The organism is Nonomuraea sp. IBHARD001 (assembly GCF_056106265.1).
Map to the genome: position 1 here is coordinate 4,519,730 of NZ_JBWBBW010000002.1, position 24,953 is coordinate 4,544,682.

Annotated in this window: 17 protein-coding genes and 2 pseudogenes; 12 read left to right on the forward strand and 7 right to left on the reverse strand. The window is 69.7% G+C overall.

Translation table 11 applies throughout. The features are described 5' to 3' along the window. The first annotated feature begins 215 nt into the window (after positions 1 to 215). Positions 216 to 1,622 carry an MFS transporter gene (locus ACTWNK_RS22770; RefSeq protein WP_474310956.1) on the forward strand — a complete coding sequence of 469 codons (1,407 nt, stop codon included), beginning with the start codon at positions 216 to 218 and terminating at the stop codon, positions 1,620 to 1,622. Here ACTWNK_RS22770 and ACTWNK_RS22775 read toward each other — a convergent pair. Together ACTWNK_RS22775 and ACTWNK_RS22780 are read right to left on the reverse strand one after the other, a co-directional pair. After that, complete coding sequence (locus tag ACTWNK_RS22775; protein WP_474306492.1) at positions 1,619 to 3,166, reverse strand: alpha/beta hydrolase; 1,548 nt, start codon at positions 3,164 to 3,166, stop codon at positions 1,619 to 1,621. The two genes, ACTWNK_RS22770 and ACTWNK_RS22775, sit on opposite strands and share 4 nt — an antisense overlap. 489 nt (positions 3,167 to 3,655) lie before the next feature. Further along, the gene (locus tag ACTWNK_RS22780; protein ID WP_474306493.1) at positions 3,656 to 4,297 is read right to left on the reverse strand and encodes a TetR/AcrR family transcriptional regulator; all 642 of its coding nucleotides are present in this window, start codon (positions 4,295 to 4,297) and stop codon (positions 3,656 to 3,658) included. A gap of 111 nt (positions 4,298 to 4,408) precedes the next feature. Between ACTWNK_RS22780 and ACTWNK_RS22785 the strand changes: the two genes are divergently transcribed. Continuing rightward, positions 4,409 to 5,995, forward strand: coding sequence for a GMC family oxidoreductase (locus tag ACTWNK_RS22785; protein WP_474306494.1), 1,587 nt, complete (start codon positions 4,409 to 4,411; stop codon positions 5,993 to 5,995). An 84-nt stretch (positions 5,996 to 6,079) separates the two neighbouring features. Beyond that, on the forward strand, positions 6,080 to 8,818 hold the full coding sequence (locus tag ACTWNK_RS22790; protein ID WP_474306495.1) for a helix-turn-helix transcriptional regulator: 2,739 nt from the start codon (positions 6,080 to 6,082) through the stop codon (positions 8,816 to 8,818). A 123-nt stretch (positions 8,819 to 8,941) separates the two neighbouring features. Here the strand turns inward: ACTWNK_RS22790 and ACTWNK_RS22795 are convergent, their stop codons facing one another. Beyond that, positions 8,942 to 11,449 (reverse strand): FG-GAP-like repeat-containing protein, encoded by a 2,508-nt coding sequence (locus tag ACTWNK_RS22795; RefSeq protein WP_474310957.1) that lies wholly within the window; start codon positions 11,447 to 11,449, stop codon positions 8,942 to 8,944. 641 nt (positions 11,450 to 12,090) lie between these two features. Between ACTWNK_RS22795 and ACTWNK_RS22800 the strand changes: the two genes are divergently transcribed. Next, entirely contained in the window at positions 12,091 to 13,296 is a 1,206-nt protein-coding gene (locus ACTWNK_RS22800; protein ID WP_474306496.1) for a hypothetical protein, read from the forward strand. Here the strand turns inward: ACTWNK_RS22800 and ACTWNK_RS22805 are convergent. Both ACTWNK_RS22805 and ACTWNK_RS22810 read right to left on the reverse strand, forming a co-directional pair. Further along, the gene (locus ACTWNK_RS22805) at positions 13,288 to 13,686 is read right to left on the reverse strand and encodes a TniB family NTP-binding protein (protein ID WP_474306497.1); all 399 of its coding nucleotides are present in this window, start codon (positions 13,684 to 13,686) and stop codon (positions 13,288 to 13,290) included. The genes ACTWNK_RS22800 and ACTWNK_RS22805 overlap by 9 nt on opposite strands. Continuing rightward, positions 13,676 to 14,566, reverse strand: coding sequence for a LysR family transcriptional regulator (locus ACTWNK_RS22810; protein ID WP_474306498.1), 891 nt, complete (start codon positions 14,564 to 14,566; stop codon positions 13,676 to 13,678). The genes ACTWNK_RS22805 and ACTWNK_RS22810 overlap by 11 nt, the downstream gene beginning before the upstream one ends. A 189-nt stretch (positions 14,567 to 14,755) precedes the next feature. On the opposite strand from ACTWNK_RS22810, the gene ACTWNK_RS22815 reads away from it, so the two are divergent. The 6 genes and pseudogenes from ACTWNK_RS22815 to ACTWNK_RS22840 form a co-directional block, all read left to right on the forward strand. Continuing rightward, positions 14,756 to 15,319 carry an NADPH-dependent FMN reductase gene (locus ACTWNK_RS22815; protein WP_474306499.1) on the forward strand — a complete coding sequence of 188 codons (564 nt, stop codon included), beginning with the start codon at positions 14,756 to 14,758 and terminating at the stop codon, positions 15,317 to 15,319. Next, positions 15,316 to 16,452, forward strand: a complete 1,137-nt coding sequence (locus tag ACTWNK_RS22820; RefSeq protein ID WP_474306500.1) for an MFS transporter — start codon at positions 15,316 to 15,318, stop codon at positions 16,450 to 16,452. Before ACTWNK_RS22815 ends, ACTWNK_RS22820 begins: the two co-directional genes overlap by 4 nt. Further along, entirely contained in the window at positions 16,449 to 17,072 is a 624-nt protein-coding gene (locus tag ACTWNK_RS22825; protein WP_474306501.1) for an HD domain-containing protein, read from the forward strand. The genes ACTWNK_RS22820 and ACTWNK_RS22825 overlap by 4 nt, the downstream gene beginning before the upstream one ends. Before the next feature lie 2 nt (positions 17,073 to 17,074). Further along, positions 17,075 to 17,938: an alpha/beta fold hydrolase gene (locus ACTWNK_RS22830; protein WP_474306502.1), complete on the forward strand. Its 864-nt coding sequence runs from the start codon at positions 17,075 to 17,077 to the stop codon at positions 17,936 to 17,938. 137 nt (positions 17,939 to 18,075) lie between these two features. Further along, entirely contained in the window at positions 18,076 to 18,618 is a 543-nt protein-coding gene (locus ACTWNK_RS22835; protein ID WP_474306503.1) for a carboxymuconolactone decarboxylase family protein, read from the forward strand. A gap of 84 nt (positions 18,619 to 18,702) precedes the next feature. Then, positions 18,703 to 18,992 (forward strand): annotated as a pseudogene (locus ACTWNK_RS22840) (DUF1348 family protein); the annotation flags it as partial. A gap of 292 nt (positions 18,993 to 19,284) precedes the next feature. On the opposite strand, the gene ACTWNK_RS22845 reads toward ACTWNK_RS22840, so the two are convergent. Then, positions 19,285 to 19,881 (reverse strand): TetR/AcrR family transcriptional regulator, encoded by a 597-nt coding sequence (locus ACTWNK_RS22845; RefSeq protein WP_474306504.1) that lies wholly within the window; start codon positions 19,879 to 19,881, stop codon positions 19,285 to 19,287. Between the two features lie 93 nt (positions 19,882 to 19,974). On the opposite strand from ACTWNK_RS22845, the gene ACTWNK_RS22850 reads away from it, so the two are divergent. Then, a complete protein-coding gene (locus ACTWNK_RS22850; RefSeq protein ID WP_474306505.1) occupies positions 19,975 to 20,328 on the forward strand; it encodes a nuclear transport factor 2 family protein in 354 nt (117 codons plus the stop codon). A 1,518-nt stretch (positions 20,329 to 21,846) separates the two neighbouring features. After that, a pseudogene (locus ACTWNK_RS22855) lies at positions 21,847 to 24,455 on the forward strand (Tn3 family transposase). A 16-nt stretch (positions 24,456 to 24,471) separates the two neighbouring features. Here ACTWNK_RS22855 and ACTWNK_RS22860 read toward each other — a convergent pair. Continuing rightward, on the reverse strand, positions 24,472 to 24,861 hold the full coding sequence (locus tag ACTWNK_RS22860) for a hypothetical protein (RefSeq protein WP_474306506.1): 390 nt from the start codon (positions 24,859 to 24,861) through the stop codon (positions 24,472 to 24,474). Between the last annotated feature and the right edge of the window lie 92 nt (positions 24,862 to 24,953).

Here is a 24,953-nt window from a genome sequence, read left to right on the forward strand (position 1 = left end):
GGCCGGCGTCTTGCGGGACTCGGGGTCGCCGTCGCTACCCGCTCGGCCATAGCTCCACCGGGTAGCGACACCGCAGGCACCGGGCCCCTCCCCTCCCCTCCCCTGCCCTCTGCCCATTGGCCGTAGCCGCCCTCGGTAGAGGAGCCCGCTACAGCCGTCGTGCGTGTTTCCCGTACTTCCATCGGGTGTTTTCCCGTCCTTCCATCGGAGTGACCGTGTCACCTGACGCTGCCCACGATCGGCCGCCACCGCCTGCTTCCACCACCAGCCGGACACTGGGTCTCACCGGCCTGTGTCTCGGCACCGCACTGATCATCATGGAAGCGAACGTCATCAACGTCGCGATCCCCGTCATACGTACCGACCTGCACGCGAGCCTGGCGGGCGGACTGTGGGCCATCGACGCCTACACGCTCATGTTCGCCGCGCTGCTGCTGTCCGCGGGTCGGCTCGGAGATCGGATCGGGGCCCGGCGTGGCTATCTGACCGGGCTGGCGGTGTTCGCCGTCGCCTCGATCGCCTGCGCCGTCGCTCCCACCACGGGCCTGCTCGTCCTCGGCCGCGCCTGCCAAGGGCTGGGAGCAGCGCTGCTCGCCCCGGCGCCGCTGACCCTGATCAGCCGTATCTTCACCGAATCGGCCGAACGCACCAGGGCGGTCTCGATCTGGGTGAGCGTAGGCGGTATCGGCTTCGTGATCGGCCCCTTCATCGGCGGGCTGCTGGTCGACACGCTCGGCTGGCGGAGCATCTTCCTGCTCAACCTCCCGGTCGCCGCCGCCACCGGCTGGCTCGTCGCCCGGCACGTGGCGGAGGTTCCGCTGCAACGCGTGTCGTTCGACCTGCGCGGGCAGGCCCTCGCGATCGTCGGGCTCGCCGCCCTGGTGTGGGCGCTGGTCGAGTCGAGTGTCGCGGGCTGGCTCGACCCCGCCGTGCTCACGGCTCTCGCGGGCGGCGTCCTGGCCCTCGTCGTGTTCGTCGCGGCGCAGTACGCCTGGGCTCGGGAGGGGCGACAGGTCCTGCTGCCTCCTGCCATCATCGCCGCGCGTCCGGTGCTCGCCGGTCTGCTCGGCGGTGCGACGTACAACTTCACGCTGTACGGGATGCTGATCGTCTACACGTTCAACTTCCAGCAGGTACGTGGCTACTCGGCCTTGCAGACCGGCTTGGCCTTCCTTCCCCTGACCGTGGCCGCGACCCTCGCCGCGACCTTTCTCGGCGCTCGCTTCATCACCGCGTTCGGCCCCCGTACCGGCTTGGCGACCGGAATGGCGCTTTCGGCCATCGGGCTCGCGCCGCTTACCGTCGCATCCGCGCCGTATCCGCTCATCGCGGCCGGGTTCTGCGTCTTCTCGCTCGGGATGGGGCTCTCCGCGCCCTCCCAGACGCTTGCCGTCATGACGTTCGCTCCCGATCGGCATCAGAACATGGGATCGAGCGCGCTGAACACGGCGCGGCAGACGGGTGGGGTCATCGGGGTCGCACTTCTCGGAGCGGTCGTCGCAACAGACCCTGGCAGGGGCACCTTCGCGGCCATCGCGATCGCCATCGGCATGTGCGTGATCGCAGCCGCCACCGCGCTGCGTCTTGTTCCGCGTGAGAGCATCCGTACTGGCCCGGTCTAGTCCGGCATGTCCGCCAGCAGAGCCGACGGCGCGGGCCGACCGTCCGCGTCGGGCGGCGCCACCGGTACGGCCGGGCACCGGGTTCCGCGCGCGGGTAGCCTCAGCGAGATCAGGTAGGCGTCGACGGCGGCCGTGACACAGTCGCCACAGCCATAGGCGCCGTGCCCCCACCCTTCGTAGGTGAGCAGCCGCGTCTTCTTCCCGATCTGGGCGGCGGCGTTGAGCGCCCACGCGTAGCCGGTGGCCGGGTCGTGCAGCCCGTTGACGAGCAGCAGCGGCGGGCCGCCCTTCACCCGCAGGCGGTGCTGAGGATTCGGGATCGGATCCGGTTCACCCAGGCACAGGGCGGTGAGCGTCAGGCTGGTCGGGACGATCCCCATGTCCGGCGCGACGGCCTTGGCGCGGCGGAGGTGTCGGGCGTACTCGCGGTGGTCGCGGATCGGCCAGCGAAAATCCTCACAGAAGATCTGGAGGGATATGGGCACATCCGGCTCTGCGGCTGCGGAAGCCTGTCGCGAGTCCGCCGTGTCACCCAGCAGCCAGGCGGCGGAGGCGGGTGGCTTGCGCGCGCCCGCGTCCAGGGCGACGAGCAGTTCGGCCAGTTCGTACCACGCGGGCACGTAGCCCGCCCGGAAGACGTAGCGGATCACGTCCTGCCTGGTGAGCGACCTGTCAGGGGCGCCCGGAGCGCGGATCTCGCCGCGGTCGGCGCGCTTCAGCAGCCGAGCCCAGAACGCGCGCACGTTCGTGCCGTGCAGCGCGCATCGGCTTTCCCCTTCGCACCACGTGACGAACTCGTCGAAACTGTCCTGGGCGAATGTGGCCCAGCTGGAGAGGTAGGGGCCGGTGCTCAGGCTGTGGTCCAGATTGCTGTCCAGGACGAGGGCGCGGATCCGGTGCGGGAACAACTCCGCGTACATCTGACCGACCAGCGTGCCGTAGGAGAGGCCGTAGAAGGTGACCTTCTCCTCGCCGAGCGCCTCGCGGATCGCGTCCATGTCGCGGGCCACGCTCACGCTGTCGACATGGTCGAAAACCGGTCCCGTACGGGCGCGGCAGTCGGCGCGTAACCGCCTGCTGTAGTCGAGCCAGGCGTCGAACTCCGCCTGACTCTCGATGAGCGGGTCGGGGAACTGCGACAGCAGCTGGGCCGAGCACACGATGCGCCCGCTGTCCTCCACGCCACGGGGGTCGAACCCCACGATGTCGAACCGGCGCTTGAGCTCCGGGCTGAAGTTGTTCAGCGAGATCGCGTAGCCGACCCCGGAGGAACCGGGGCCGCCGGGATGCAGCAGCAGCGAGCCGACCCTGGCCGCCGGGTCGGTCGCCTTGCTCCTGGCCACGGCCAGGTCGATCGTCGGGCCGCCGGGGTTCTTCCAGTCCACAGGTACGGCAAGTCTGCCGCACTCGGCGGAGGGGTTTCGCGGGCACGGCGCCCAGGCGATCGCCGCTGAGGCCGTAGGCACGGCCTCGGCGGGCACGAGGGGGGACAACGTCATGAGAGCCGCCAGAGCGACGGCGAGCAGTGAAACGATCCTACGCACGCGATCTCCCATCACAGGCGTATGCCGATCGAGGGGCCGCCCGGAGCCGCGAAGGCCTCGGCCGCGTACATCAGCCGGACTGCTCCTCACGACCCGGAGGACATCCGGGCGCCGACAGCCTCGGCAAGGCCTTTGGCTCGTGGTTGTCCTCGCTCGAAGATCGGGCGAGCACCGTCAGGGTAGAAGCCGGAGCAGGGGCGGCGCTTCAGTCGATCGACTTAATCCGGCCGACTTACGTCGCTCCGAGCCGTCCGAGGTGCTTCTGCTCAGCGGCCTGTGCGGTTGTTCTCGGGCAAAGCCCGGCGGGATGCCCTGTATTGCAGCGGGGACCATGTCCTGGGAGCCGTCCACCGTCGATGCCATCAGGTGGAGCCGACTTTCGCCGACGCCGCCGAGCACCTGCCCGCCGGGGATCACTCGCATGATCGGCGGCCTTCAGAACGCGTCCTCGACCAGGCCCGAACTGCACACCGCCCGCGTCCGGGGCGCCTAACGAAGGGCGGCTGCCGTACCAGGAGGTGGTGGGGGATCCAGGAGGGCTCGGGTGCACTGGTCTCGGAGCCAGGCCTCTGCCTGGGCGAAGGGCCAGCCGTTGTCCTCGGTCAGGGTGAAGTAGCCGTTGTAGCCGAAGTAGAACCACAGCACGTCCGCCGCGCGCTGAACGTCCATGCCATCGGCGAGGGCTCCGAGTTCGTCCAGGCGTCTGGCGACGGCGGTCAGCGTCCCGCGATAGCGGTCGGTGGAGCTGCGCAGGCCTGCGGCGGCGACCTCGTCGTGGGGGGCGGCGGCGATGAGGACGCGCATGACGCTGCCGTGCGCCTCGCGTACGGTACGGCTGGCCGAGGCGACGGCGGCCAGGATTTCGTGGGGGTCGCGCAGGGCGGCGAGCCGGTCGAGGCTTTCGCGCAGTATCGGGGCGGTGCCCCACTCGTCGACGAGGATCTGCAGCAGCCCGTGCTTGCCGCCCGCCGCGTACACGGTCCCCGGGGCCACGCGGGCGGCCTTGGCGATCTCGTCGACCTTGGTGCCGAAGAATCCCTTGCTGGCGAACAGGGTGCGGGCCGCGTCGATGATCGCCTGGCGGGTGGCCTCGGCGTAGTCGGCGCGGCGGCTCTGGATATAGGCAGACATGATGACCGGACCATACCCCTTCACTGAGATGAGTGAATCACATTGAGATGAGTTAAGCTCAGCCCAATAGAGCACGGGTTCGACGAACTGCACGCGAAGGGAAGGCCGGAAATGCTGGACACGTACGACACATTGCCCACCGAGGCGGACTTCATCGTCGTGGGGGCCGGTGCCGCCGGATGTGTGGTGGCGGCGCGGCTGAGCGAAGATCCCGGACGCCGGGTGCTGCTGCTGGAAGCAGGCACGACGACCGGCACGGAACCCGAAGCCCGTGCCCCCGGTCACGCCTTCCGATTACTCGCCGGCCCCACGTCGTGGGGCGACCTGACCACGCCGCAGCACAAGCTCGGCGGTCGCCGGATCGGGCTGGCCCAAGGGCGTGGCATCGGCGGCGCGAGCAGTATGAACATGATGGCGTGGTTCCACGGCCGCCGCCAGGACTACGACGAATGGCAGGCGCTGGGGGCGACCGGGTGGGGCTGGGGTGACGTCCGGCCCGTTCTGCGCGCCATCGAGGACAACGACCGGGGGGCGGACGCGTGGCACGGGGTGGGCGGCCCGATGGCGGTCACCTCCGTCCGGGACGCCGGGCCGATGCCGCTCACCTTCGTTGCGGCCGGTGTCGAGTACGGGCTGCCGCTGCTCGACGACTTCAACGGACCGGCCGACGAGGGTGTCGGCCTGATCCAGAGCAACATCCGCGACGGCCGCAGGCACAGCGTCGTGGACGGCTACCTCGCACCGGCCCGGGACCGGCCCAACCTGGTCGTCGCCGCCGGACGGCACGTCACCTCGGTCGTCGTGCGGGACGGGCGCGCGGTCGGCGTGCGCGCGGGCGGCGCGGAGATCCACGCCCGCGGCGGCGTGGTGCTCTGCGCCGGGGCCCTGCGTACCCCTCAGTTGCTCATGCTCTCCGGCATCGGCCCCGCCGACCACCTCGGCGACCATGGCATCCGCGTCGTCCGCGGCCTCCCCGGCGTGGGTGCGAACCTCCAGGACCACCCGATGGCGACCCCGCTCTGGCCGGTCACCGACGGCAGCCCGCTGTGGAACACGCTGACCGAGCACGACCTGCGCGACTATCGCCTCCTGCGCCGCGGCCCGCTCGCCTCGCTCACCCAGGCCGCCGCCCTGCTGCGCAGCGATCCCGGCTGCGCGAGCGCCGACATCCAGTTCACGCTGACGCTGCTCGGCATGAGCGCCGGGATGACCCTGATCGAGGATCCGGTCGTCACCTGCGCGGTCAGCCTGCTCGCCCCCGAAAGCCGGGGCACGGTACGGCTGGCCGGCGCGAACCCGGCCGAGCCGCCGCTGGTGGACCCCGGGTACCTGGACAAGGACGCCGACCGGGCCCGGCTGCGGTCCGGCCTGCGGCGGGCACGCGACCTGTTCCGCACGACCACGCTCGCCAAGGCCACCGGCGGCGAGGCGCTCAGCCCGCACGACTGGTCCGACCAGGCCCTCGACACCTGGATCGACGGCAACGTCGGCAGCGAATGGCACCCGGTCGGCTCGTGCCGGATGGGCGCCGACGCCGGGGCCGTCGTCGACCCGGCCACCATGGGAGTGCACGGCATGGACGCGCTGTACGTCGCCGACGCCTCCGTGATGCCCGTCATCACCCGGGGCAACACCCAGGCCCCCACCATCATGATCGCCGAGCGGGCCACTCCGTTGATCGCCCGCGCCGCCACCTGACCGGGACGCCCCGCGGAACCGCCACCACAGGACGAGCACCGTGTACGCGAAGCCGACCCGCAGGGGAAGGGCAAGGCGAGTGACATGGCCGAAGAGCACCACGACGACGAGGCGATCGTCGGGCGAGAACGCGAACAGAGCGCGCTGGCGAACCTGCTGACTCCGGGCGCAGGACCTCGGGCGATGGTCGTGGTGGGAGCGGCGGGCGTCGGGAAGAGCGCTTTGCTGCGGGCGTTGCGTGGTGAGGCGCTGCGCTCCGGCCGGCGGGTACTGTACGCGGCCGGGGACCGCAGTGAGAGCGATCTGCCGTTCGCGGGCCTGCACCAGGTGCTGCACCCGGTGCTCGATGCCGCGGACGATCTGGGCGGCGCGACACCCGCTGTGCTGGAGGCCGTCTTCGCCCCGGCCGGGCGGGCGAGTACGCCGCAGCGGTTCGCCGTGGGCATGGCGGTGCTGAGCCTGCTGTCGGAGGTGGCCGCGCGTACGCCGCTGCTGGTGGTGGCCGACGACGCGCACTGGCTGGACCGGGCGTCGCTGGCGGTGCTCGGTTTCGTGGCCCGCCGTCTTGCCGGTGAGCCGATCGCGTTCGCGGGCGCGGCTCGTGGTGACGGGCCGCCGCCCGGGTGGGAGCGCGGGCTGGAGGTGGTCGAGGTCGGGCCGCTGGCGCCCGCGGCCGCGCGGCGACTGCTGGACCGTCAGCCGGGCGCCCCCGGCAGGCATCTGCGTGAACGGCTCCTGACCGAGGCCGCGGGCAACCCGCTCGCCGTCATCGAGCTGGCCAAGGCAACGGGTGAGGCCGCCGACGCCGGGCCGATGCAGGCACTGCCGCCGAGTGAGCGGCTCGGCCGGTTGTACGCCTCCCAGCTGGCCGCGCTGCCGCGCGAGACCATGCGTCTGCTGCTGATGGCGGCGCTGGCCGGCCATGTGAACCTCCAGACCCTCCTGCAGGCAGGCGGCGGGCTCAGCGGTGAGCTCGGGCTGGAGGCGCTGCGGCCTGCCGAGCGGCAGGGCCTGATCTGGGTGCAGAACACCGGCGACGGGGCCACGATCGTCTTCCGGCACCCGCTGCTGCGCTCGGCCGTCGCCCAGGCCGCCCCGTTCACCGACCGGCGGGCCGCTCACCTGGCGCTGGCCGCCGTCGCCGCCGATCCCGACCGGCGAGCCTGGCACCGAGCCGCCGCCGCCGTCGCCCCCGACGCGGAACTGGCCGACGAACTGCTGGCGACCTCGATTCGCGCACATACCCGCGGGGCCACGGTGGAGGCGCTGGCCGCGATGGAACGCGCGGCGACCACCACATCAGATCCCGTGCTCAAGGCACAGCGGTTACTGGCCGCCGCCCAGCACGCGTGGCTGAGCGATCTGACCGAGCACATGCTGCATCTGGGCGGACAGGCCGCCGCTCTCAGTGACGATCCCGCCGTACAGGCGACGGCGTCGCTGGTCACCGGCCGGGCACTGTCGGACCAGGGACGGCTGAGCGAAGCCCTGGACACCCTGATCCCGCTGGTCGGCACCGGCCCGGCGGCCAATGGATGGGCACCGATCGCGGTGGCGAACGCCCTGCTGCTGTCGGGTACGGCCGGGCACCGACGGCGGGTGCTGCGGCTGACCGCCGAACTGCCCCCGCCCGCCGACCCCGCCGACGTGCAGGAGATCTGGGCGCGGGCCCTGCCCGATCCGCTCGCCCGGCACGAGGAGATCGAGAAGGTGATCGAGCACACCGCCCGGCACCACGGCCGCGACCAAGTACGGCTGATGCTGGGCGGGACGCTCGCGCTGTTCACCGACCGTACCGATCAGGCGCTGCGGCTGCTCGCCGAGCCACCCGCCGCGAGCGGCGACGGTGCGCCGCGCCGTACCGGTGCCGGCATCTTCTACCACGCCTGCGCGTACCTGGACGCGGGCCTGTGGGATCAAGCCCGGGAAGCCGCCGAACTGGCCGGCGAACCGAACAAGGGGATGCACCTCGCGCTGAGCCGTGCCCTGCTGGGCACCCTCGCCGCCCTGCGCGGACAGGCGGAGGCCCGCCCGCTGCTGACCGCGGCCCTGGAGGCGGGCTTCGAGGAGGTAGGGCAGATCGGCGTACGCGCGCACCGTGCGCTGGCCATGCTGGACATCGACGCCGATGACCCGGCCGCCGCCTATGAGCACCTGGCCAAGGTGTTCGACGCCGACGGCGAACCGGTCCACTACCTGCTGTCGCCGTACGCGGTGGCCGAGCTGGCCGCCGCCGCGGTGCGCACCGGCCGCGACGGCCACCGCGAGCACGCAGCCAGGTCGGCCAAGACGGTGGCGGCCATCGTGGCGGGCGGTGGCACCCCCCGCCTGCGGATGCTGGCCTACCATGCTCGCGCGCTGCTGGAGCCGCCGCAGGCCGAGGCGCACTTCCTGTGCGCGCTGGAGAACCCGGCCTGCGAGCGATGGCCGTTCGAGCGAGCGCTGGTACGGCTGGACTACGGGCGGTGGCTGCGCCGACGGCGCCGGACCGCGCATGCCCGGCCGCATCTGGTCGCGGCGATGGAGGTCTTCGAACAGCTGTCCGCGTCGCGGTGGGCCGGGCGGGCCCGCGACGAACTGCGGGCCGCCGGCGTGCAGCCCGCCGGTCTCTCCGCGCCGGTGAAGCTGAGCGGCCAGGAGACACGCATCGCCCGGCTGGCCGCCCAAGGGCTGAGCAACCGCCAGATCGCCGAGCGCATGTTCCTGTCGCCGCGCACGATCGGCGCCCACCTTTACCGCATCTTCCCCAAGCTCGGCATCACCACCCGCACCCAGATCCGCGATGCACTGGACGATCCCGGCAGCACGGGCGGGGCGCCTTGACCGGGAGGAGTGCTGCGAGGCCTTGCGTGGGTGGGAGGGAGAACGTCGTACGCCGCTCCGGCAGCATGCGCCGGAGCGGCGTATCTCGATCAGCGGGGCGGCCCGGCGGGTTACCGGCCCTGGCTAGGGGTGGAAAGTGGAGAAGTAGTCGGGAGCGAGTTTGTTGAGCCAGGCGTGGGTGACGCCGGTCCAGCCGATGCGCAGGAAGTCGGCCTTGCCGTCGCCGTTGACGTCGGCGAACTGGACGTCCTTGGGAGGCACCTCGGCGTCACCGGCGATCTTGCCGATGTCGCGGTAGGTACCGCCCGAGCCCCCGGGTCCTTCGTTGATCCAGGCGCGGGCGCCGCCCTTGGCGGTGATCAGGATACGGTCGGCCCGCCGGTCGCCGTTGATGTCGGCGTAGCGGATCTCCCGGGGGCTGGCCAGCGGGCCGCTGATCCTCTGCGGGACCTCCCACTCCAGGTAGGAGCGGGTGCGATGCACCTGCAGGCCCTTGTTGTACCAGGCGGTGGTGCTGCCGTCCGGTTCGATCAGCAGGTAGTCGTCGCGTCCGCCGCCGGTGACGTCCGCGAAGCGGATCTTCGTGGCCGGGTCGATCTCCAGCGGGTTCCCGATCGCCCCACCGGTCAGGACCGTGGTGCTCCCCTTGTAGTGGTCCATGCACATCCGAGATCCGGACGGGTTGTCCGCCTTCCAGGTGAAGAGGTCGATCCGGCCGGTCAGGCCGACGATCGAGCAGTCGGGGAAGCCGTCACCGTCCAGGTCGGCGAAGCGCAGCATGTTGCCGACCGCCCCGGCGGGGGGTGTGTAGGAGTTCTGCCCCTCGACGAAGGGGACCCAGCCTGAGGCACCGGAGGGGCCGCCGTTCCACCAGAACCGGAACTTCTGGTCGGTACCCACCACCACGAACTCGGCCTTGCGGTCCTTGTTGATGTCGACCATCCAAAAGCGGCTGCTGGCGGAGAACTGCTGCTTTTGGATGACGCCGCGGTCCTCCCAGCCTGGGCCGAGCTTGTTCGACCCGTCGCCGACGCCCGTGCCGTCGTCCTTCATACCGCAGACGTCGGACACCTGGTCGGGGTCCTGTTCGGCCGGGAGCCGGTACCATCCCTTGTCGAAGGCCTGCCCGGCCGCTTTCACGAACGCCTCGCCGATCTTGGCGTACCCCTCGTCGTTGGGGTGGATGCCGTCGGCGGTGCTGATGTCGGAGGCGTCCAGGGCGCTGATGTCGGTGTACTGCACGCGCAGGCCGCGTGTGACCAGCCGGTCGACCAGGCCGGGGATCTGCGCGGTGAACGCCTCGCCCCGCGCGTTCCTGGCCGGGTCGTGGAAGGGCTGCATCCCGGCGACCAGGATGACGGCCTTCGGGGTGTCGCGGGCGACCTGCTCGATCAACCTCTGCAGCCGCCCGATCGCGCCGTCCATCTGGTAGTTGTTGACCACGTCGTTGCCGCCGGCGATCAGCGTGACGAGGTTGGGCTTGAACACCTGGGCCGAACACCGCGCCTCGGCGGCGATCTCGTTGATCTGGTAGCCGGGCCAGCCTTCGACCTCCCGATCGGCCATCGTCCCCACGCGGACCGAGCCCACCCAGTCCACGTACGGGGTGGCGTCGCCGTTGGGCCCCGGCCCGGTGGGCTGGTTCGACTCCATCAGCCGGTTGAGGCCCTGATCGACGGTGTCGCGGTAGCCGTTGCCGTCGGAGCTGCGCTGGCCGTAGGTGGTGGAGGAGCCCAGCGCCATCGGCCGCAGAGTCGCCACTCGGATACCGCCCAGCAGCTTTTCGATCATCTGGCGAATCCCCGGGCTCATATCTTGGAAAAGGCGCCCCAAGTACTGGAGGACCCTCGCGTACTCGCCCATCGTCGACACCATGGCCCACAGCGCCTTCGCGAACAGTTTGACCAGCGGCTCGACTTCGAGCACCAGTCCCGAAATCACATCGGCCGCCAGGAAAGCGAGGAAGGCGCCGACCACTCCCATGGCGAACGCCTCTTTCCAGACCTCCGGGTCCTTGAACGACCTGCCGTCGTAATGGGCCTGCATCAGTTCGTTGGTCATGCCGAACACGAACCCGAATATGGCTCCGCACACCAGCAGGGCGACCCTCCCGGTCAGGCCCAGGAAATACAGGCATACCCCGATGACCGCGAGGCTGACGACGGTCGCCACCATGGCGGATTTGATCTTCTGCCACCAGTTGGCGGTCGTCCCGACCTGGCCGGCCGGAATCGTGAAGGCCAGCCCGGTGCCGGTCATCCGGACGGAGCCGTCGAAGGCGAGGTCGTCCTGCGAGGCGGGCACGACGCCCGGTTCGTAGGAGCGCATGACGGAGGTCAGATAGTCGCCCAGCGACGCGCCCGCCGCCTGGGCTCTGTGGATCTTGGCTACCTCCTCCTCGGCGTACCGACGCTCTTCCGCTGGGATGTCGATGGCCACGATCAGGTCTTCGTCGTCGGCGGCCAGCGCGGCCAGAGCCGCGGGGGCGGCGGCCGCGCACATCAGGCGAAGCGTTCTGCCCGGCCCGGCCGTCGTCTGGGCGCCGACGGCCGTGGCGCCCGAGCACGTGGACAGGTACCGCGTATCCGCCCGCACCGGGGCGACACCGGCCAGGACCAGCACGACGGACATCACGATCGCGACGATCCGGCCGTGGGTCGCCGTGGCGTGTCCCCGGGGGCGTGGAGGTGAGTTCATGTGCGACCGCAGCGCACGTAGGACCCATGAATCCGGTTTCACTCATTCTCCTCAGGACGTGGTGGACGCCGAATATCCAAGGGCACGGCGAAGGACCTCCCAGCCCTTGTGTGTTTCCGCGCGCGAAGCTCGTGGCCGTCCCCGCCCGGAGATCGGACGAGCACCGTCACCGTAGGAGCCGGTGCGGGGGCGACGCTTCAGTCGATCGACCTAATCCGGCCGGTTAAGTCGGGGCCGAGCCGGATTGGGGCGGCTCGTCTGCGGGCGGCGGGGGTCCGTGGCGTGTCGCGGATCCGGGTGCGGGCGGTGTGGTGGCGCCCCTGGGTGGCGGCGCAGCCGCAGGGGGCGAGACGATGAGGTGCCGGGAAGGGCGCCGAACTGGCCGCGATGGCCTGACCTCTTGACCCGGCCGCGCCTGAGGCCGTCCGGCAGGTCGAGGGCCACCTCTTCGGAGGGGAAGCACAACCCCTGCCGCATCGTCGAGCCCGTCGGCCCCTGGCGCCGCCTGGTCACGGGTTCGCCGCAACCTCGTCCGCTCCTGGGCGCGGGGGCGGGCGGGTGTTCAGGGTGGGGGTGTGAGGGCGTGGGTGCGCATCGTGGTGGTGGCCGGGGCGGGTGCGGCCGCGGTGGGCGGGCTGGTGTGGTTCGTGGTCCGCCCGCCTGATCCGGATGATCCGACGCTGGGCAGTCTGGACATGCTCGGCGGGGCGCTGGGGCTGCCGCTGGCGGTGGCCGCTTTGGTGGTGGGGGTGCTCGCATGGCACCGCCCCCTGCCGCCACGCCCACGCGACGGCGACCACGAAGGACACGAGCCCGGCCCGTTGCCGCCCGCCTCCGGAGAGCGCTCGGTCATGGTGAGCGGGGGCAACACAGCAACGATCATCACCGGGGACCTGCACCTGCCGCCCGCAGGACCGGCGCCGCAGGCGCTGGCCGGGTTGCCCGCCCCTCCGGCAGGATTCACCGGCCGCACGGACACGGTACGAAAACTGGTCGCCTTCCTCGACCCGGCCCGCGACCTGAGTAGCACCAAGCCGGGGGTGGTGGTCTCAGCGGTGGCGGGGATGGGCGGGATCGGCAAGACCGCCCTCGCCCTGGTCGCCGCCCACCACACCATGGCGAAGGGGTGGTTTGCGGGCGGGGTGTTCTTCGTCGACCTGCGCGGCTACACCCCCGACGCGGGCGGGCAGGTGAGCGCGGGGGCGGCGGCGGGGCAGCTGCTGCGGGCGATGGGCGTGCACGGCGAGGACCTGCCTGCGCAGGCGGAAGAGGTGCTCGGGTTGTACCGGTCGGTCCTGGCCGGCCTGGCGAAAGAGGGTAAGGGGGTAAGGGGGTTTTGGTGGTGGCAGACAACGCCGACGGGCCGCCGCTGTCGCCCAGGTGCAGCCGCTGTTGCCCGCACGAGCGTGTCATCGGTTGCTGGTGACATCCCGGCACACCCTGGCCTCGCTGCCTGCCCGCCACCTCGACCTGGCCGTCCTGGAGCGGGCGGAGTCGGTGGAGCCGCTGCACACCGCGCTGCCCCCCCGACCTGCGAGCCATCGAGCAGGAACCAGACGCGAGCCGGGTGGCGGGGTTGTGCGGGGATCTGCCGCTGGCGTTGCAGATCGCCGCCGCCCTGCTCGCCACCGAACCCGGCCGGCGACTGTCAGAGCTGGCCGTCGAGCTGGCTGCGGCCGGGGAGCGGCTGGACGCGCTGTCCCCGCGGCCGACCCGCGCGTGTCGCTCGGGTGGCCCATCTACCTCACCTGGAGCAAGTCGGAGGTGGGGAACTACCGTGACCTGATCAGATACATCCAGGCCTGCTGGCGACATACGCGGCTATCAAGAACGCGCTGGCGAAAGTGGTGTGCGGCATGCTCGGGTACATGAAGATGACCCAGCTGCGCAACGTCTGGTCCTACCCCGCCAACCACAACCGGTGTGTGGAGTCCGTCATCCCGTACGTGAACGGAGGCCCCCGTCGAGGCCGCCATGTTCACCGACATCAAGCACCTGAACTGCTGACCACTTCCCCGATACCGGCCCCCCGCCCGAGAACCTGGGCGGCGGGCCGGCCGCGACTTGCCGTTGTTCCTCACCCCGACCAGCAGCAGGTTCGGCATCCGCTCCCGCTCCGGAGCCTCCAGAAGCCGCCGCCCAGCTCCGCCGCCTGAGGGATCAGTATTCATAGGGGCCGATCTCGGCGGCGGCCTGGGCGAAGGCACGGATCAGTGGGGTTTCGCCCGTGGCACGCCAGATCAGAGCCCACCGGCCGACCGGGGCATCCCGTACGGGCACGTAGCGGATACCGGGCCACGGGTAGTAGCGGATGGCCTCGGCGAACACCAGCGTCACCGCCTGGCCGGAGGCGACGACCGCCAGCCCCTCCTGGAAGGTCGTGACGAGGGGGCCGCGCGGAATGGGGCGACCGCTGGGAGTGTGGGACGGGTTGAGGGCCTCCATCCAGTAGGCGGGGATCTCCGATGGCGTCTGCACCATGAGGCAGTCGCCGAGATCCTCCAGGCACACCGATTCGTGTGCGGCCAGCGGGTGCGTCACGGAGACCATCAGGAACATCGGCTGGATGAACACCTCCGACCCGACGGTCAGGTCCGGTTCGAGTACCGGCAGCCAGGAGGTCTGGAGGTCGACCTGGCCATGGCGGAGCGGCCCGAACGGGTCGTTGAACGCCACTTCGCGCAGGACGAGTTCGCATTCGGGGTGGCGGGCCCGGAACAAGTCGGTGACTGCGGTCAGGTCATGGGCCTGGGGGCCGTGGACGCCGAAGATCAGGGTGCCGACCGTGCCGCGGGCGGTCGCGGTCGCGGTCGCGATTCCGTCCACGATCAGCTGGTAGCCGGCCCTGAGGTCGCGCTGCAGTTGCTCACCGAGCGGCGACAGCCGCACCTTGCGGCTGTCGCGGACGAACAGGTCGCCGCCGATGGCGCGCTCCTGCTTCTTGATCGCCTGGCTGACCCGTGCGGGGGAAACGTGCAGTCGTTCGGCGGTGCGGCTGAAGTGCAGTTCCTCGGCCAGGATCAGGAAGATTTCGACGTCGCGAAGTTCCACCACAGACCTCTCTGATCTTTAACCTGTGTGTTAAAAGGCGTTGCAAGGTTAGCCGTTGTTCATGCCCTCTGCCTGGGCGGATGCTTGATCGCGTCGCCGGTCCGGCCCGGTTGGCGACGATCGAACACAGCGGAAGGGCGGCCGTACACGCCCATGGCCGCCACACCGACTGACCCGAACAGGACAGCCATGAGCAACGCCAAGATTCTCGCCATCTCCGGGAGCCTGCGCGCCGACTCGCACAACACCGCTCTGCTACGTGCCGCGCAGAAGTTCAGCCCCGGCGATCTGGACATCGAGATCTACGAGGGACTGCGTGACATCCCGCCCTACGACATGGACCTCGACACCCCGCACGATCGACCGGCCGTCGTCAGGGACCTGCGCCGCCGGGTCACCGAGGCCGACGGCCTGCTGATCGCCACCCCGGAGTTCAACTACTCCATCCCCGGCACGTTGAAGAACGCCATCGACTGGGTCAGCACCGACTGGACCAAGACCGAGGGCCTGCCGCTGCTGCGCAAACCGATCGCCATCATGGGCGCGGCCCCCACCAACTTCGGCTCGGTCCGCGCCCAGCTCGCCCTGCGCCAGGTCTTCGTCTGGACCCACTCCGACGTGGTGGTCAAGCCCGAAGTGATCGTCTTCCGCTCCGCCGAGCGGTTCGACGCCGACGGCAACCTCATCGACGAGGGCATCGCGGACCTGATCGGCGAACTGCTGGCCGAGTTGCGGGAGAAGATCCTCCGATGATCCGCACGGCCAACGCGGCGCTGGCCGCGATGACGGTGTCCTTTGGTCTGAACTTCTCCATGGGGGTGTTCTTCGCGCCGACCGCCGCCGCCTACGGGGTCAGCGCCGCCGCGCTGTCGCTGGCGGCGGCGCTCAGTACCGCGCTCACCGGCCTGGTCCAGTGGCACATCGGGGGCCTGCTGGACCGGGTGGGCGCCCGGGCCGTGCTGGCCGTGGGACTGATCCTGACCTCGGGCAGCTACCTGGTCCTGTCGATGGTCCAGCAGACCTGGGAGTTCGTGGCCGCCTACATGGTGCTCGGCGGGCTGGGCTTCGCCGCCTCCTCCAGCCTCACCATCACCACCCTGCTCTCCCGCTCCTACGGCAGCCAGGCCGGACCCGCGCTGGCCAGGGCCGCGATCGGGATCAACCTGGGCCAGGTGCTCGTCCCCTGGACGGCGACGGCTCTGTTCGAGCCGGTCGGCGTCCGCGCCGCCTACGCGATCCTGGGTGTGGCGGGCCTGGCCGTCACCGCGGTCCTGTGGTTTCGACTGCCCGCCGACCGGATCGAGGGCGCCGGATCCGCGCGTGGCGAGTCGCTGGCCGGTCGGATCAGGATCCTCGTGTCGTTCGGGCTGCACGCGGCGACCATGTACGTCGTCGTGCTCATGCTGCCCAAGCACGCGCTGGAGACCGGCTGGTCGGTGGTCGGCGCGGGCCGGCTGGTCGCCATCGGCGCGATGTCGGCGGGCTTCACCTCCGCCCTGGTGGCCCGCCTGCTGCGCACGCGCAGCCCGGAGACCCTGCTGCGTGCCCTGTACGGCGTGCGCGGGCTGGCCCTGGCCCTGGCCGTCCTGGTCCCGGGACCAGGTGTGCTGGTCGCGGTGGCGGTGCTGTTCGGCGCGGCCTCCTTCCCGATCATCCCGCTGACCATGGCGGTCCTGTCTCGCGGGCTCGACCTCAGCCGGATCGGCCGGACCCTGGCCCCCGCCTGGGTCACCCATCAACTGGCCGCCGCCACCGGACTCGGCGTGGCGGTGGCAGTCCACGCGCTGACCGACAGCTACCGCGCCTACTTCGCGCTGGGCCTGGCCTTCAGTGTCGCGGCAGCCGTCCTCCTCACTCCTGCCAGAAAGCCGGTGCTCGCATCATGACCCTTCCCCCCGTCCCCGACACCAAGCTGGTGGCCGAGGCCACCGAGCTGGTGCGAGAGGCGGCCACGCCGCTGATCTACCACCACTCCCGCCGCGTCTACTTCTGGGGTGCCCTGCGCGGGCTGCGTGACGGCCTGCCGTACGACCCGGAGATCCTCTACGTCGGCGCGCTCTTCCACGACCTCGGTCTCATGGCGCAGTTCCGCACCGACCGGCGCTTCGAGATCGACGGCGCCGACGAGGCCCGCCGCTTCCTGCTCTCCCACGGCATCGCACCGGAGGCGGCGCACCTGGCCTGGACCGGCATCGCGCTGCACACCACCCCGCAGATCCCGCTGCACATGGCGCCGGAGATCGCCCTGGTGAGCAGGGGAGTCGAGCTGGACGTGCTCGGCCTGGGATACCACGAGATCAGCGACGCCGAGCGCGCCGCCGTGGTGGCCGAACATCCCCGGCCCGACTTCAAGCGGCAGATCCTGGCCGCCTTCACCGACGGGATCAAGGACCGTCCCGAGACCACGTTCGGCAACGTCAAGGCCGACGTGCTCGCCCATTTCGTCCCCGGCTTCCGCCGCGGGGACTTCGTCGAGGTCATCCAGACCTCACCTTGGAAGGAATAACCATGATGGTCAGGCACAACACCGTCGACATTCGCGGCCAGAAGATCTTCTACCGCGAGGCGGGTGACCCGTCCCGGCCCACCCTGGTCCTGCTGCACGGTTTCCCGACCAGTTCGGCCATGTTCCGCCACCTGATCCCGGCCCTGGCCGACTCATACCACATCATCGCCCCCGACCACCTGGGCTTCGGCCAGTCGGCCATGCCGACCGTGACCGAGTTCGACTACAGCTTCGAAGCGCTCACCGAGATCACCCTGGACCTGCTCGACACCCTGGGCGTCGACCGGTTCGCCCTCTACATCCAGGACTACGGCGCCCCGATCGGCCTGCGCATCGCCTCGCGCAACCCCGAGCGGATCACCGCGCTCATCGCCCAGAGCGGTAACGCCTACCTGGAGGGCTTCACCCCCTTCTGGGAGCCGCTGTTCGCCCACGCCGGTGACCGGGTCACCCACGAGCCCGCCGTGCGCAAGCTCCTGGAGGCCGACGCCACCCGCTGGCAGTACACCCACGGTGTCCCGGCCGACCGGATCGCCCTGGTCAGCCCCGACACCTGGACCCTGGACCAGGCCTACCTCGACCGGCCGGGCAACCAGGAGGTCCAACTCCAGCTCTTCTACGACTACAAGGTCAACCTGGACGGCTACCCCGCCTTCCAGGAGTACTTCCGCACCCACCGGCCGCCGCTCCTGATCGCCTGGGGCCAGAACGACGAGATCTTCGCCGCCGACGGCGCCAAGGCCTACCTGCGCGACCTGCCCGAGGCCGAACTGCACCTGCTGGACGCCGGCCACTTCGCCCTGGAAACCCACGGCCCCGAAATCGCCCACCTCATCCGCGACTTCCTCCGCCGCAAGGTCGGCTGACCCGGTCAAGGATTTCAGGTTTCCCGCTCCGGAGCGGGAAACCTGATCGGAACGAGCACCTGATGTGTACCACCACCCTGCGTTCTGAGGTCATCGCTCACAGCTGACCTGCGACAACCGAAAGACAGTGCCCCGCCATGTCCCGACTTGCTCTCATCCAGCCCGCCACCGCCACAGGCAAAGCCGCTGACCTGCTCGCCGGCGTGCAGGTCTGCGGCGTCACGCCGAACATGACCAAGGCGATGGCCAACAGCCCCGCCGTGCTCAAGGCATACCTCGAATTCTCTGGTGCGCTCAACGGCGACAGCCTGCCCGCCACGACCCGCGAGCGGATCGCGCTGCTGGTCGCCGAACTCAACGGCTGCGACTACTGCCTGTCCGCCCATACCTACATCGGCACCAACCTGGTCGGGCTCTCCTCGGAGGAAGCCCATGCCGCCCGCCACGGGCGGGCCGCCGACGCCAGAACCGAAGCCGCTCTGACCCTGGCCGCGACTCTGGTGGAGACCCGCGGTGACGTCAAGGACGCCGACCTGAAGGCCGCCCGCGAGGCCGGGCTGAGCGGTGGTGAGATCGCCGAGGTCGTCGCACACGTCGCGCTCAACGTCTTCACCAACTACTTCAACAAGACCGCCGACACCGCCATCGACTGGCCCGTCGTCCTCCACGGCGAGCACTGACCGACCCCACGCTCCGGTACGGCTCGCGCCCACAGCGGCGGCGCGAGCCGTACCGGCACCACCGGCTACCACCAAGGAGGGCCGATGTCCCGCCCGCCGCTTCCCCCCTTCGCCGCCGAGTCCGCCGCCCAGAAGGTCCAGTTGGCCGCGGACGCCTGGAACAGCCGCGACCCCGAACGCGTCGCCCTCGCCTCTCCGATTCGGTCTGGCGCAACCGCGAGGGGTTCCTCACCGGACGGGAGGAGATCACAGCCTTTCCGACCCGCAAGTGGGATCAGGAGAACGACTACGCGCTGCGCAAGCAACTGTGGGCCTTCACCGACGAGCGCATCGCCGTCCGGTTCCATTACGAGTGGCGCGACGCCGACGGTCAACTTGCCGCGTTGACTTTGATGACCAATGTCTGCATTTGTGGAATACCGCCTACACGCCGCAGGCCCTGTCTGAAGCTGTGCGCGAAGGCAACTTGCGGCCGCTGCGTATCCCTGGCCAGCAGTAACTCCGTTTCGATCGGTGGTTCCGGGGGACGCCGTAGCGGGCTGGTGAGCGCGCACGTGCGGGCAGATCGGTGTCGTAGGGCGCCATGTGGAGGCGGCCCAGGCCCTCCTCGCCACCACCGCGATCCAAGACCCTGGCCCTACCCTGCATAGGCGAGGTGTCCTGATCTCAGGTGCGGTATGCCGCGAGCAGCGTGTCGACCTCCGTACTGACGAGGGCGAAGCTCTCCTCGCGATCGGGAGAATGAGCCAGGGCGAGGGCCAGGGCCGCCTCGCACAGGGCGCCGAGGATGAGGCGGCTGCGCAGGTCGGCGTCCCCCGGACGTGCGCTGCCCTCCTGCTCGGCCCGGCGCAGCCCGGCCACCAGCAGGGCGGCCACATGCTCTTCTTCGATCCGCCTGACCTGGTCGCGCCCGAGGACTGCGGGTGCGTCCAGGACGACGATCTGCCGGACGGCCGGCTGCAGGCAGGTGTGCAGGAAGGCGTGCGCGCCCAGCCGTACCGCCTCCCAACCGTTGGTGGCCTCGCCTGCCGCAGCAGCCAGCTCCTCGGTGAGCTGTCGCTGCGCCTGGGTGAATGCTGCGGCAAACAGGCTCGGCTTGCCGTCGAAGTGGTGGTAGACGGCGCCCTTGCTGACGCCGGCCGCAGCGGCCACCTCCTCGAGGGAGACCTTCGCGTACCCGTGACGCCCGAATAGCTCGCCCGCCGCCGCGACCAGCTCTGCCGTTGTCGTCTCCGACCGGTCCGCCTGCTTGCGTCTGCCCATCTGGCACCTCCTGTTGACATGCGTACTTCCAGTAGCTAACTTACCAACTGAAGGTACGTACTCTAAGTATGTAAATGAATGAAGGGGCTTGTCATGTCTGACTTCGTGAACCGCTGGGCCACCTTCTGGGCAGCACCCGACCCCGAGACGGTGCACGCCATCGCGGCCGACAACATCGTGCTGCGCTACCCCGGAGTGCCAGAACCGCTCGACGGCCTCGACGCCTGGAAGGCCCGCATCGCCTCCATCATCGAGCGCTTCCCCGATGTGCGGCTGTCGGTGACCCACCACGCGGCCGAAGGCGACTTGGTCTTCATCGCCTGGCAGGGCGATGCGACCGCAGGGGGCCAGGCCATCTCCTGGTCGGGCATCGACCGCATGACACTCAAGGACGGCGTCGTGGTGGACTCGATGGTCGCCTTCGACACCGCGGGATTCCGCCGCTAACAGGTGAGTCACGATGGCGCTCGGGCTGCGAATCGGATCGAAGTCGGCCCAGCAGTCCGAGCTCATCCTCAACCACGGCCGGCCCCATTCTTGCGGCAGGCCTGTGCCGACGACGCCATCATCATGATCGCCGTGCTGCGCTCGGTCGTGCGCCGAACCGAGCCTCAGGCCGTGCGCCAGCACTGGCCCGAGCACCGACGACGGCCTTGTCGTTCTGGCCAGGCCAGCCTGGCCCGGCAAGCCGACAGCCGTTTTCTGAGCAGCCTCCGCACGCTCCCACCTTCGCACAAACGGTCCATTCCCAGAGCATGATCAAACTCTCCGGCTGGGGGCCATCCGGGGCGCCGATCCACTCTCACAACTCGTTCTCACTCGAAGCGCCCAACCGGCCACTTCTGGGAAATGTCTGCGAGAGCATGCGGGCATGGCAGTCCCCCCGCACGGCGCCGCCGACGCCGAGCCCGGCTCAATGAGCGTCAGCGACGCGACGAGGTCGAGCGGCATCCGTGCCCACAGCGCAAGGCCGAACCCGGCTCGCCGCGCCGCTCCCGCTCCGGCGCGGTCGCCGACACCTACCACACCGGCTGCTTCGCCCTCGTGCCCCGCCTGACCAAGCTGCTGCGCGTGCCTACCCCCGGCGGCCCGGCACCCCTGGTGCCGACATCCGCGTCGGCCACGCCCGCTGCTCCACCCTCACCCAGGAACTGCAATCCCAGCTCGACATCCTCGAACGGCACGGCATCCCCCGCGAGAAGATCTTCGCCGAAAAGATCTCCACCCGTATCCGTGTGCACCCCGGTTCGAGACCGCGCTCGCCGCCGCCCGCGACATCAACGCCCACGCGCCGCACTGCCGCGTCATCCTGAACGCCAGCGAGATGAGGCGCCTGGGCTGTAAGTTTCCGGCGCTAAGTGGCCGAGAAGTACGAGCTATCTGGCCGGGATGGCGGCCGTCTTGATCAGCCCGCAACGTCAGGTTGAACTCTCAGAGTCCAGCGGACAGGCGTCAAGAAACGCGGGTGCAGAACGCTATCTGGACGCCGTTCGAGGAGAGTAGAGGTGTGATGTTGGGGTCTACCCAACCGGGCAGTCCGGCCAGATAGCTCTGGAGATTCCGGCCATCAAACCGCAGAGCTGACACCCTGACCGGGAAGACCGGCCCAGCACAACAGACGTGCCTCGCTCTGCTCCGGGTGCTCGGCTCTCGGAACCGGCTGGGGGCGGGGTCAGCGCGGGCCGGTGTCGAGTGCGGCGGCGTGGGGCCTGTGCTGCGGCTTCGGCGCGGGCGTTCGTCTCGTCGTGGTCGGCCAGGGCGCGGTACGAAGGGGGATGCCGGTAAGACTCGTGCAACCAGGTACACCCGTTTAGGTCCGCCCAGGTCAGTGCTGGTGTCCACGGACCGTTAAGGGATCCTTCTTTGATCGTCGGACGTACGTGGTCGTGCACGGCCAGTATTGATCCTGATTCGTGGGGTTTGCGGCGGCGTGGCCGACCGCTTCGCGAGAGAGCCGGATGCCGCGTGGCGCGTGTGCTGGACGAGGACGAGCTCGTTGGGAACTGGACGCTGGTCGGGGACGAGCTGGATCAGTTGTCGGGCCGGCGGGGCGCGACGAAACTCGGGTTCGCGCTCCTGCTGCGGTTCTATGCGCTGAACGGCCGGTTCCCAACGGGCCGCGCCGAGCTTCCCGATCAGGCCATCGGCTACGTTGCCCGGCTGGTCGACGTGCCCGCCTCAGAGCTGGGGCTGTATGAGTGGGACGGCCGGACGATCAAGGATCACCGCAAGGACATCCGGAAGTACTTCGGGTTCCGGAGTGCTCTCTCGCTGATTCCGACAAGGCCGCGGACTGGCTGGCGGCCGAGGTCTGTCCGAAGGAGCGGCAGGTCGACCGTGTCCGCGCCGAGTTCCTGGCGCATCTGCGCTCGCACCCGCACGACGTCAAGGTGACGTTGCTGGCGGCCTACCTGTACTGCGGGTCCCGTGAGATCACCGACACCCTGGTCGACCTGCTGATCGCGACGGTGCATCGGATCAACGCCCGCGCCGACACGAAGGTCATCGGTGACTTCGTGGCGGAGCTGAAGCGGGTGTGGGGCAAGGAGAACATCCTGTTCAAGATGGCCGAGGCCGCCCTGGAGTCGCCGGAGTCGCGGGTAGAGGACGTCATCTACCCGGCGGTGCCGGGCGGCTATAGGACGCTGGTCCAGTTGCTGCACGAGTACAGAGCGAGGGGCACCTCTTACCGACAGCACAAGCAGCGGGTGTTCAAGGCCTCCTACACCAACCACTACCGGACCGGCCTGATCCAGATCCTGGAGGTGCTGGAGTTCGGGTCGACGAACACTGTGCACACGCCGATGATGCAGGCCCTGACCTTGATCAAGCGGTACCAGGCTGAGCAGTCCAACCGGATCAAGTGCTACGCCCTCGGCGAGCACGTCGCCGTCGACGGGATCGTCCCGTCCGAGCTGGTAGAGCTGATGTACCGGGCCGACAGCACCAAGCGGCAGCGGATCCTGCGCACCGTGTACGAGTGCGGTGTCTTCCAGACGCTACGGGAGAAGCTGCGCTGCAAGGAGATCTGGGTCCACGGGGCGGACCGGTGGCGCAACCCCGATGACGACCTGCCCAAGGACTTCGAGGACAGGCGCGCGGAAAACTACTCCAAGCTCCGCAAGCCGCTGGACCCGCAGGTGTTCGTCGACCAGCTGCGCGAGGAGATGGACGCCAAGCTGTCGGCGCTGAACGACGCCCTGGGCGGCAAGGGCCTTACCTGGTTGAGGATCGCCGAACGGCGCAACGCCGAGGCGATCCACCTGACCCCGCTGGACGCCGCCCCGGAGCCGCGCAACCTGCGTCGGCTGAAGGCGGCGATCCGGGAGCGATGGGGCGTCGTCCCGCTGATGGACATGCTCACCGAAACCGCCCTGCGGACGGGATGCCTGAACGTCTTCACCCCCGCCGGAACCCAGAACCACCTCGACGCCCAGGTGCTGTTCGAACCGCTTCTGCTGCTGATCTACGCCTACGGCACCGGGACCGGGATCCGAGCCGTCGCCGCCGGCGACCATCCCCACACCGAGGACGACCTGCGGTATGCGCGCCGCCGCTTCCTGACCGTCGAGGCCTGCCGCGAGGTCGCCCGGGTGATCGCGAACGCGACCTTCGCCGTCCGGCAGGCCGCCCTGTGGGGCGAGGGCACGACCGCGGTCGCCTCGGACTCCACCCACTTCTCGGCCTTCGACCAGAACATCTTCACCGAGTGGCACTCCCGCTACCGGCGCGCCAAGCGCGGCGTGCTGATCTACTGGACGGTCGAGGTAGGTGGGTCGATGGCCGTGCACAGCCAGCTCATCAGCTGTTCAGCCTCCGAGGTCCACGCGATGGTCGAGGGCGCGATGCGGCACGGCACCGACATGGAGGTCGAGCAGAACTTCGTCGACTCCCACGGCGCCAGCTTCGTCGGGTTCGGGATCACCAGGCTGCTGGACTTCGACCTGGTCGCCCGGTTCAAGCAGATCAACAAGATGAAGCTGTATGTGCCCGGCCGGGGCGAGGACTTCTCCTACCCGCTGCTCGCGCTGACCAGGCCGATCCGGTGGGACATCATCACCCAGAACTACGACATCATGATGAAGTACGCCACCGCGATCCGGCTGCGGACTGCCTCTACCGAGGCTCTGCTACGCCGGTTCACCTCCGAGACCACCCACCCGGCCTACGCCGCGATGCTGGAGGTCGGCCGCGCCCAGCGCACGATCTTCCTCGCCCGCTGGCTCCGCGACCGCGATCTCCAGCGGGAGACCGAATCCGGATTGAACGTGGTGAAGAGCTACAACGGCGTCAACGACTACATCAAGTTCGGCAAGCGCGGCGAACTCGCCTCCAACCGGCGCGAAGAACAGGAACTGGGGATGCTGTGCCTGCACATCCTCCAGTCGGCCCTCGGCCTGATCAACACCCTGATGATCCAGGACACCCTCGCGCTACCCGAGTGGGAAGACGTCCTCACCGACGCCGACCGGCGCGGCCTCACCCCGCTGTTCCACACCAACATGACGCCCTACGGCGAGATCCAGCTGCGCACGGACCGGCGCCTCGACCTCACCGACCTGCCGACCGCGTAGCGGGCCGGGCCCGGAGTCAGGACCCGCTGCGGGTCCATTGGGCGCCCCTGACGGTCTGATGGACGTGGTGGGCGTGGTGGAGGGGCAGCGTGCAGTACCCGTAGTCCCCGAGGGGGATGGTCGGATGGGGCTCTCCGCACGTCCGCAGCGCGTCGATGTCTTCCTCGTCGTCAAAGAAGTCGGCGTCATAGAAGCCTTCCTCCTCACGGTTGGCCAGGCATTCGGCGAGGATGTCGCGGGAGCCCTTCGAGGCCGGCTCGCCGATCAGGGCGTCCTTGCCCTGGCCGTCGTTCTCGAAGGAGTCGTTGAACTGGATGGTGGGCTCTACCACCCCATGCAGATTCTTGTAGGGGCCGATCCACACCCGCACCCTGGGCAGGTCGGCGCGGGTGCTGGCCCACCGCACCGCACCACGCCGTCGCCGGCTCCAGTGCGCCATCCTGGCGCAGCCAGGCGCGCCCCTGGGCTACTTCAACAACAGAAGAACCGCAGATCGAA

Bases quoted from the DNA above. Each gene is read 5' to 3' on its own strand.
- ACTWNK_RS22780 (WP_474306493.1), bottom strand. From the start codon at position 4,297: ATGTCTGCCTATATCCAGAGCCGCCGCGCCGACTACGCCGAGGCCACC.
- ACTWNK_RS22785 (WP_474306494.1), top strand. From the start codon at position 4,409: ATGCTGGACACGTACGACACATTGCCCACCGAGGCGGACTTCATCGTC.
- ACTWNK_RS22790 (WP_474306495.1), top strand. From the start codon at position 6,080: ATGGCCGAAGAGCACCACGACGACGAGGCGATCGTCGGGCGAGAACGC.
- ACTWNK_RS22795 (WP_474310957.1), bottom strand. From the start codon at position 11,449: ATGTCCGTCGTGCTGGTCCTGGCCGGTGTCGCCCCGGTGCGGGCGGAT.
- ACTWNK_RS22805 (WP_474306497.1), bottom strand. From the start codon at position 13,686: ATGAATACTGATCCCTCAGGCGGCGGAGCTGGGCGGCGGCTTCTGGAG.
- ACTWNK_RS22815 (WP_474306499.1), top strand. From the start codon at position 14,756: ATGAGCAACGCCAAGATTCTCGCCATCTCCGGGAGCCTGCGCGCCGAC.
- ACTWNK_RS22820 (WP_474306500.1), top strand. From the start codon at position 15,316: ATGATCCGCACGGCCAACGCGGCGCTGGCCGCGATGACGGTGTCCTTT.
- ACTWNK_RS22825 (WP_474306501.1), top strand. From the start codon at position 16,449: ATGACCCTTCCCCCCGTCCCCGACACCAAGCTGGTGGCCGAGGCCACC.
- ACTWNK_RS22830 (WP_474306502.1), top strand. From the start codon at position 17,075: ATGATGGTCAGGCACAACACCGTCGACATTCGCGGCCAGAAGATCTTC.
- ACTWNK_RS22835 (WP_474306503.1), top strand. From the start codon at position 18,076: ATGTCCCGACTTGCTCTCATCCAGCCCGCCACCGCCACAGGCAAAGCC.
- ACTWNK_RS22845 (WP_474306504.1), bottom strand. From the start codon at position 19,881: ATGGGCAGACGCAAGCAGGCGGACCGGTCGGAGACGACAACGGCAGAG.
- ACTWNK_RS22850 (WP_474306505.1), top strand. From the start codon at position 19,975: ATGTCTGACTTCGTGAACCGCTGGGCCACCTTCTGGGCAGCACCCGAC.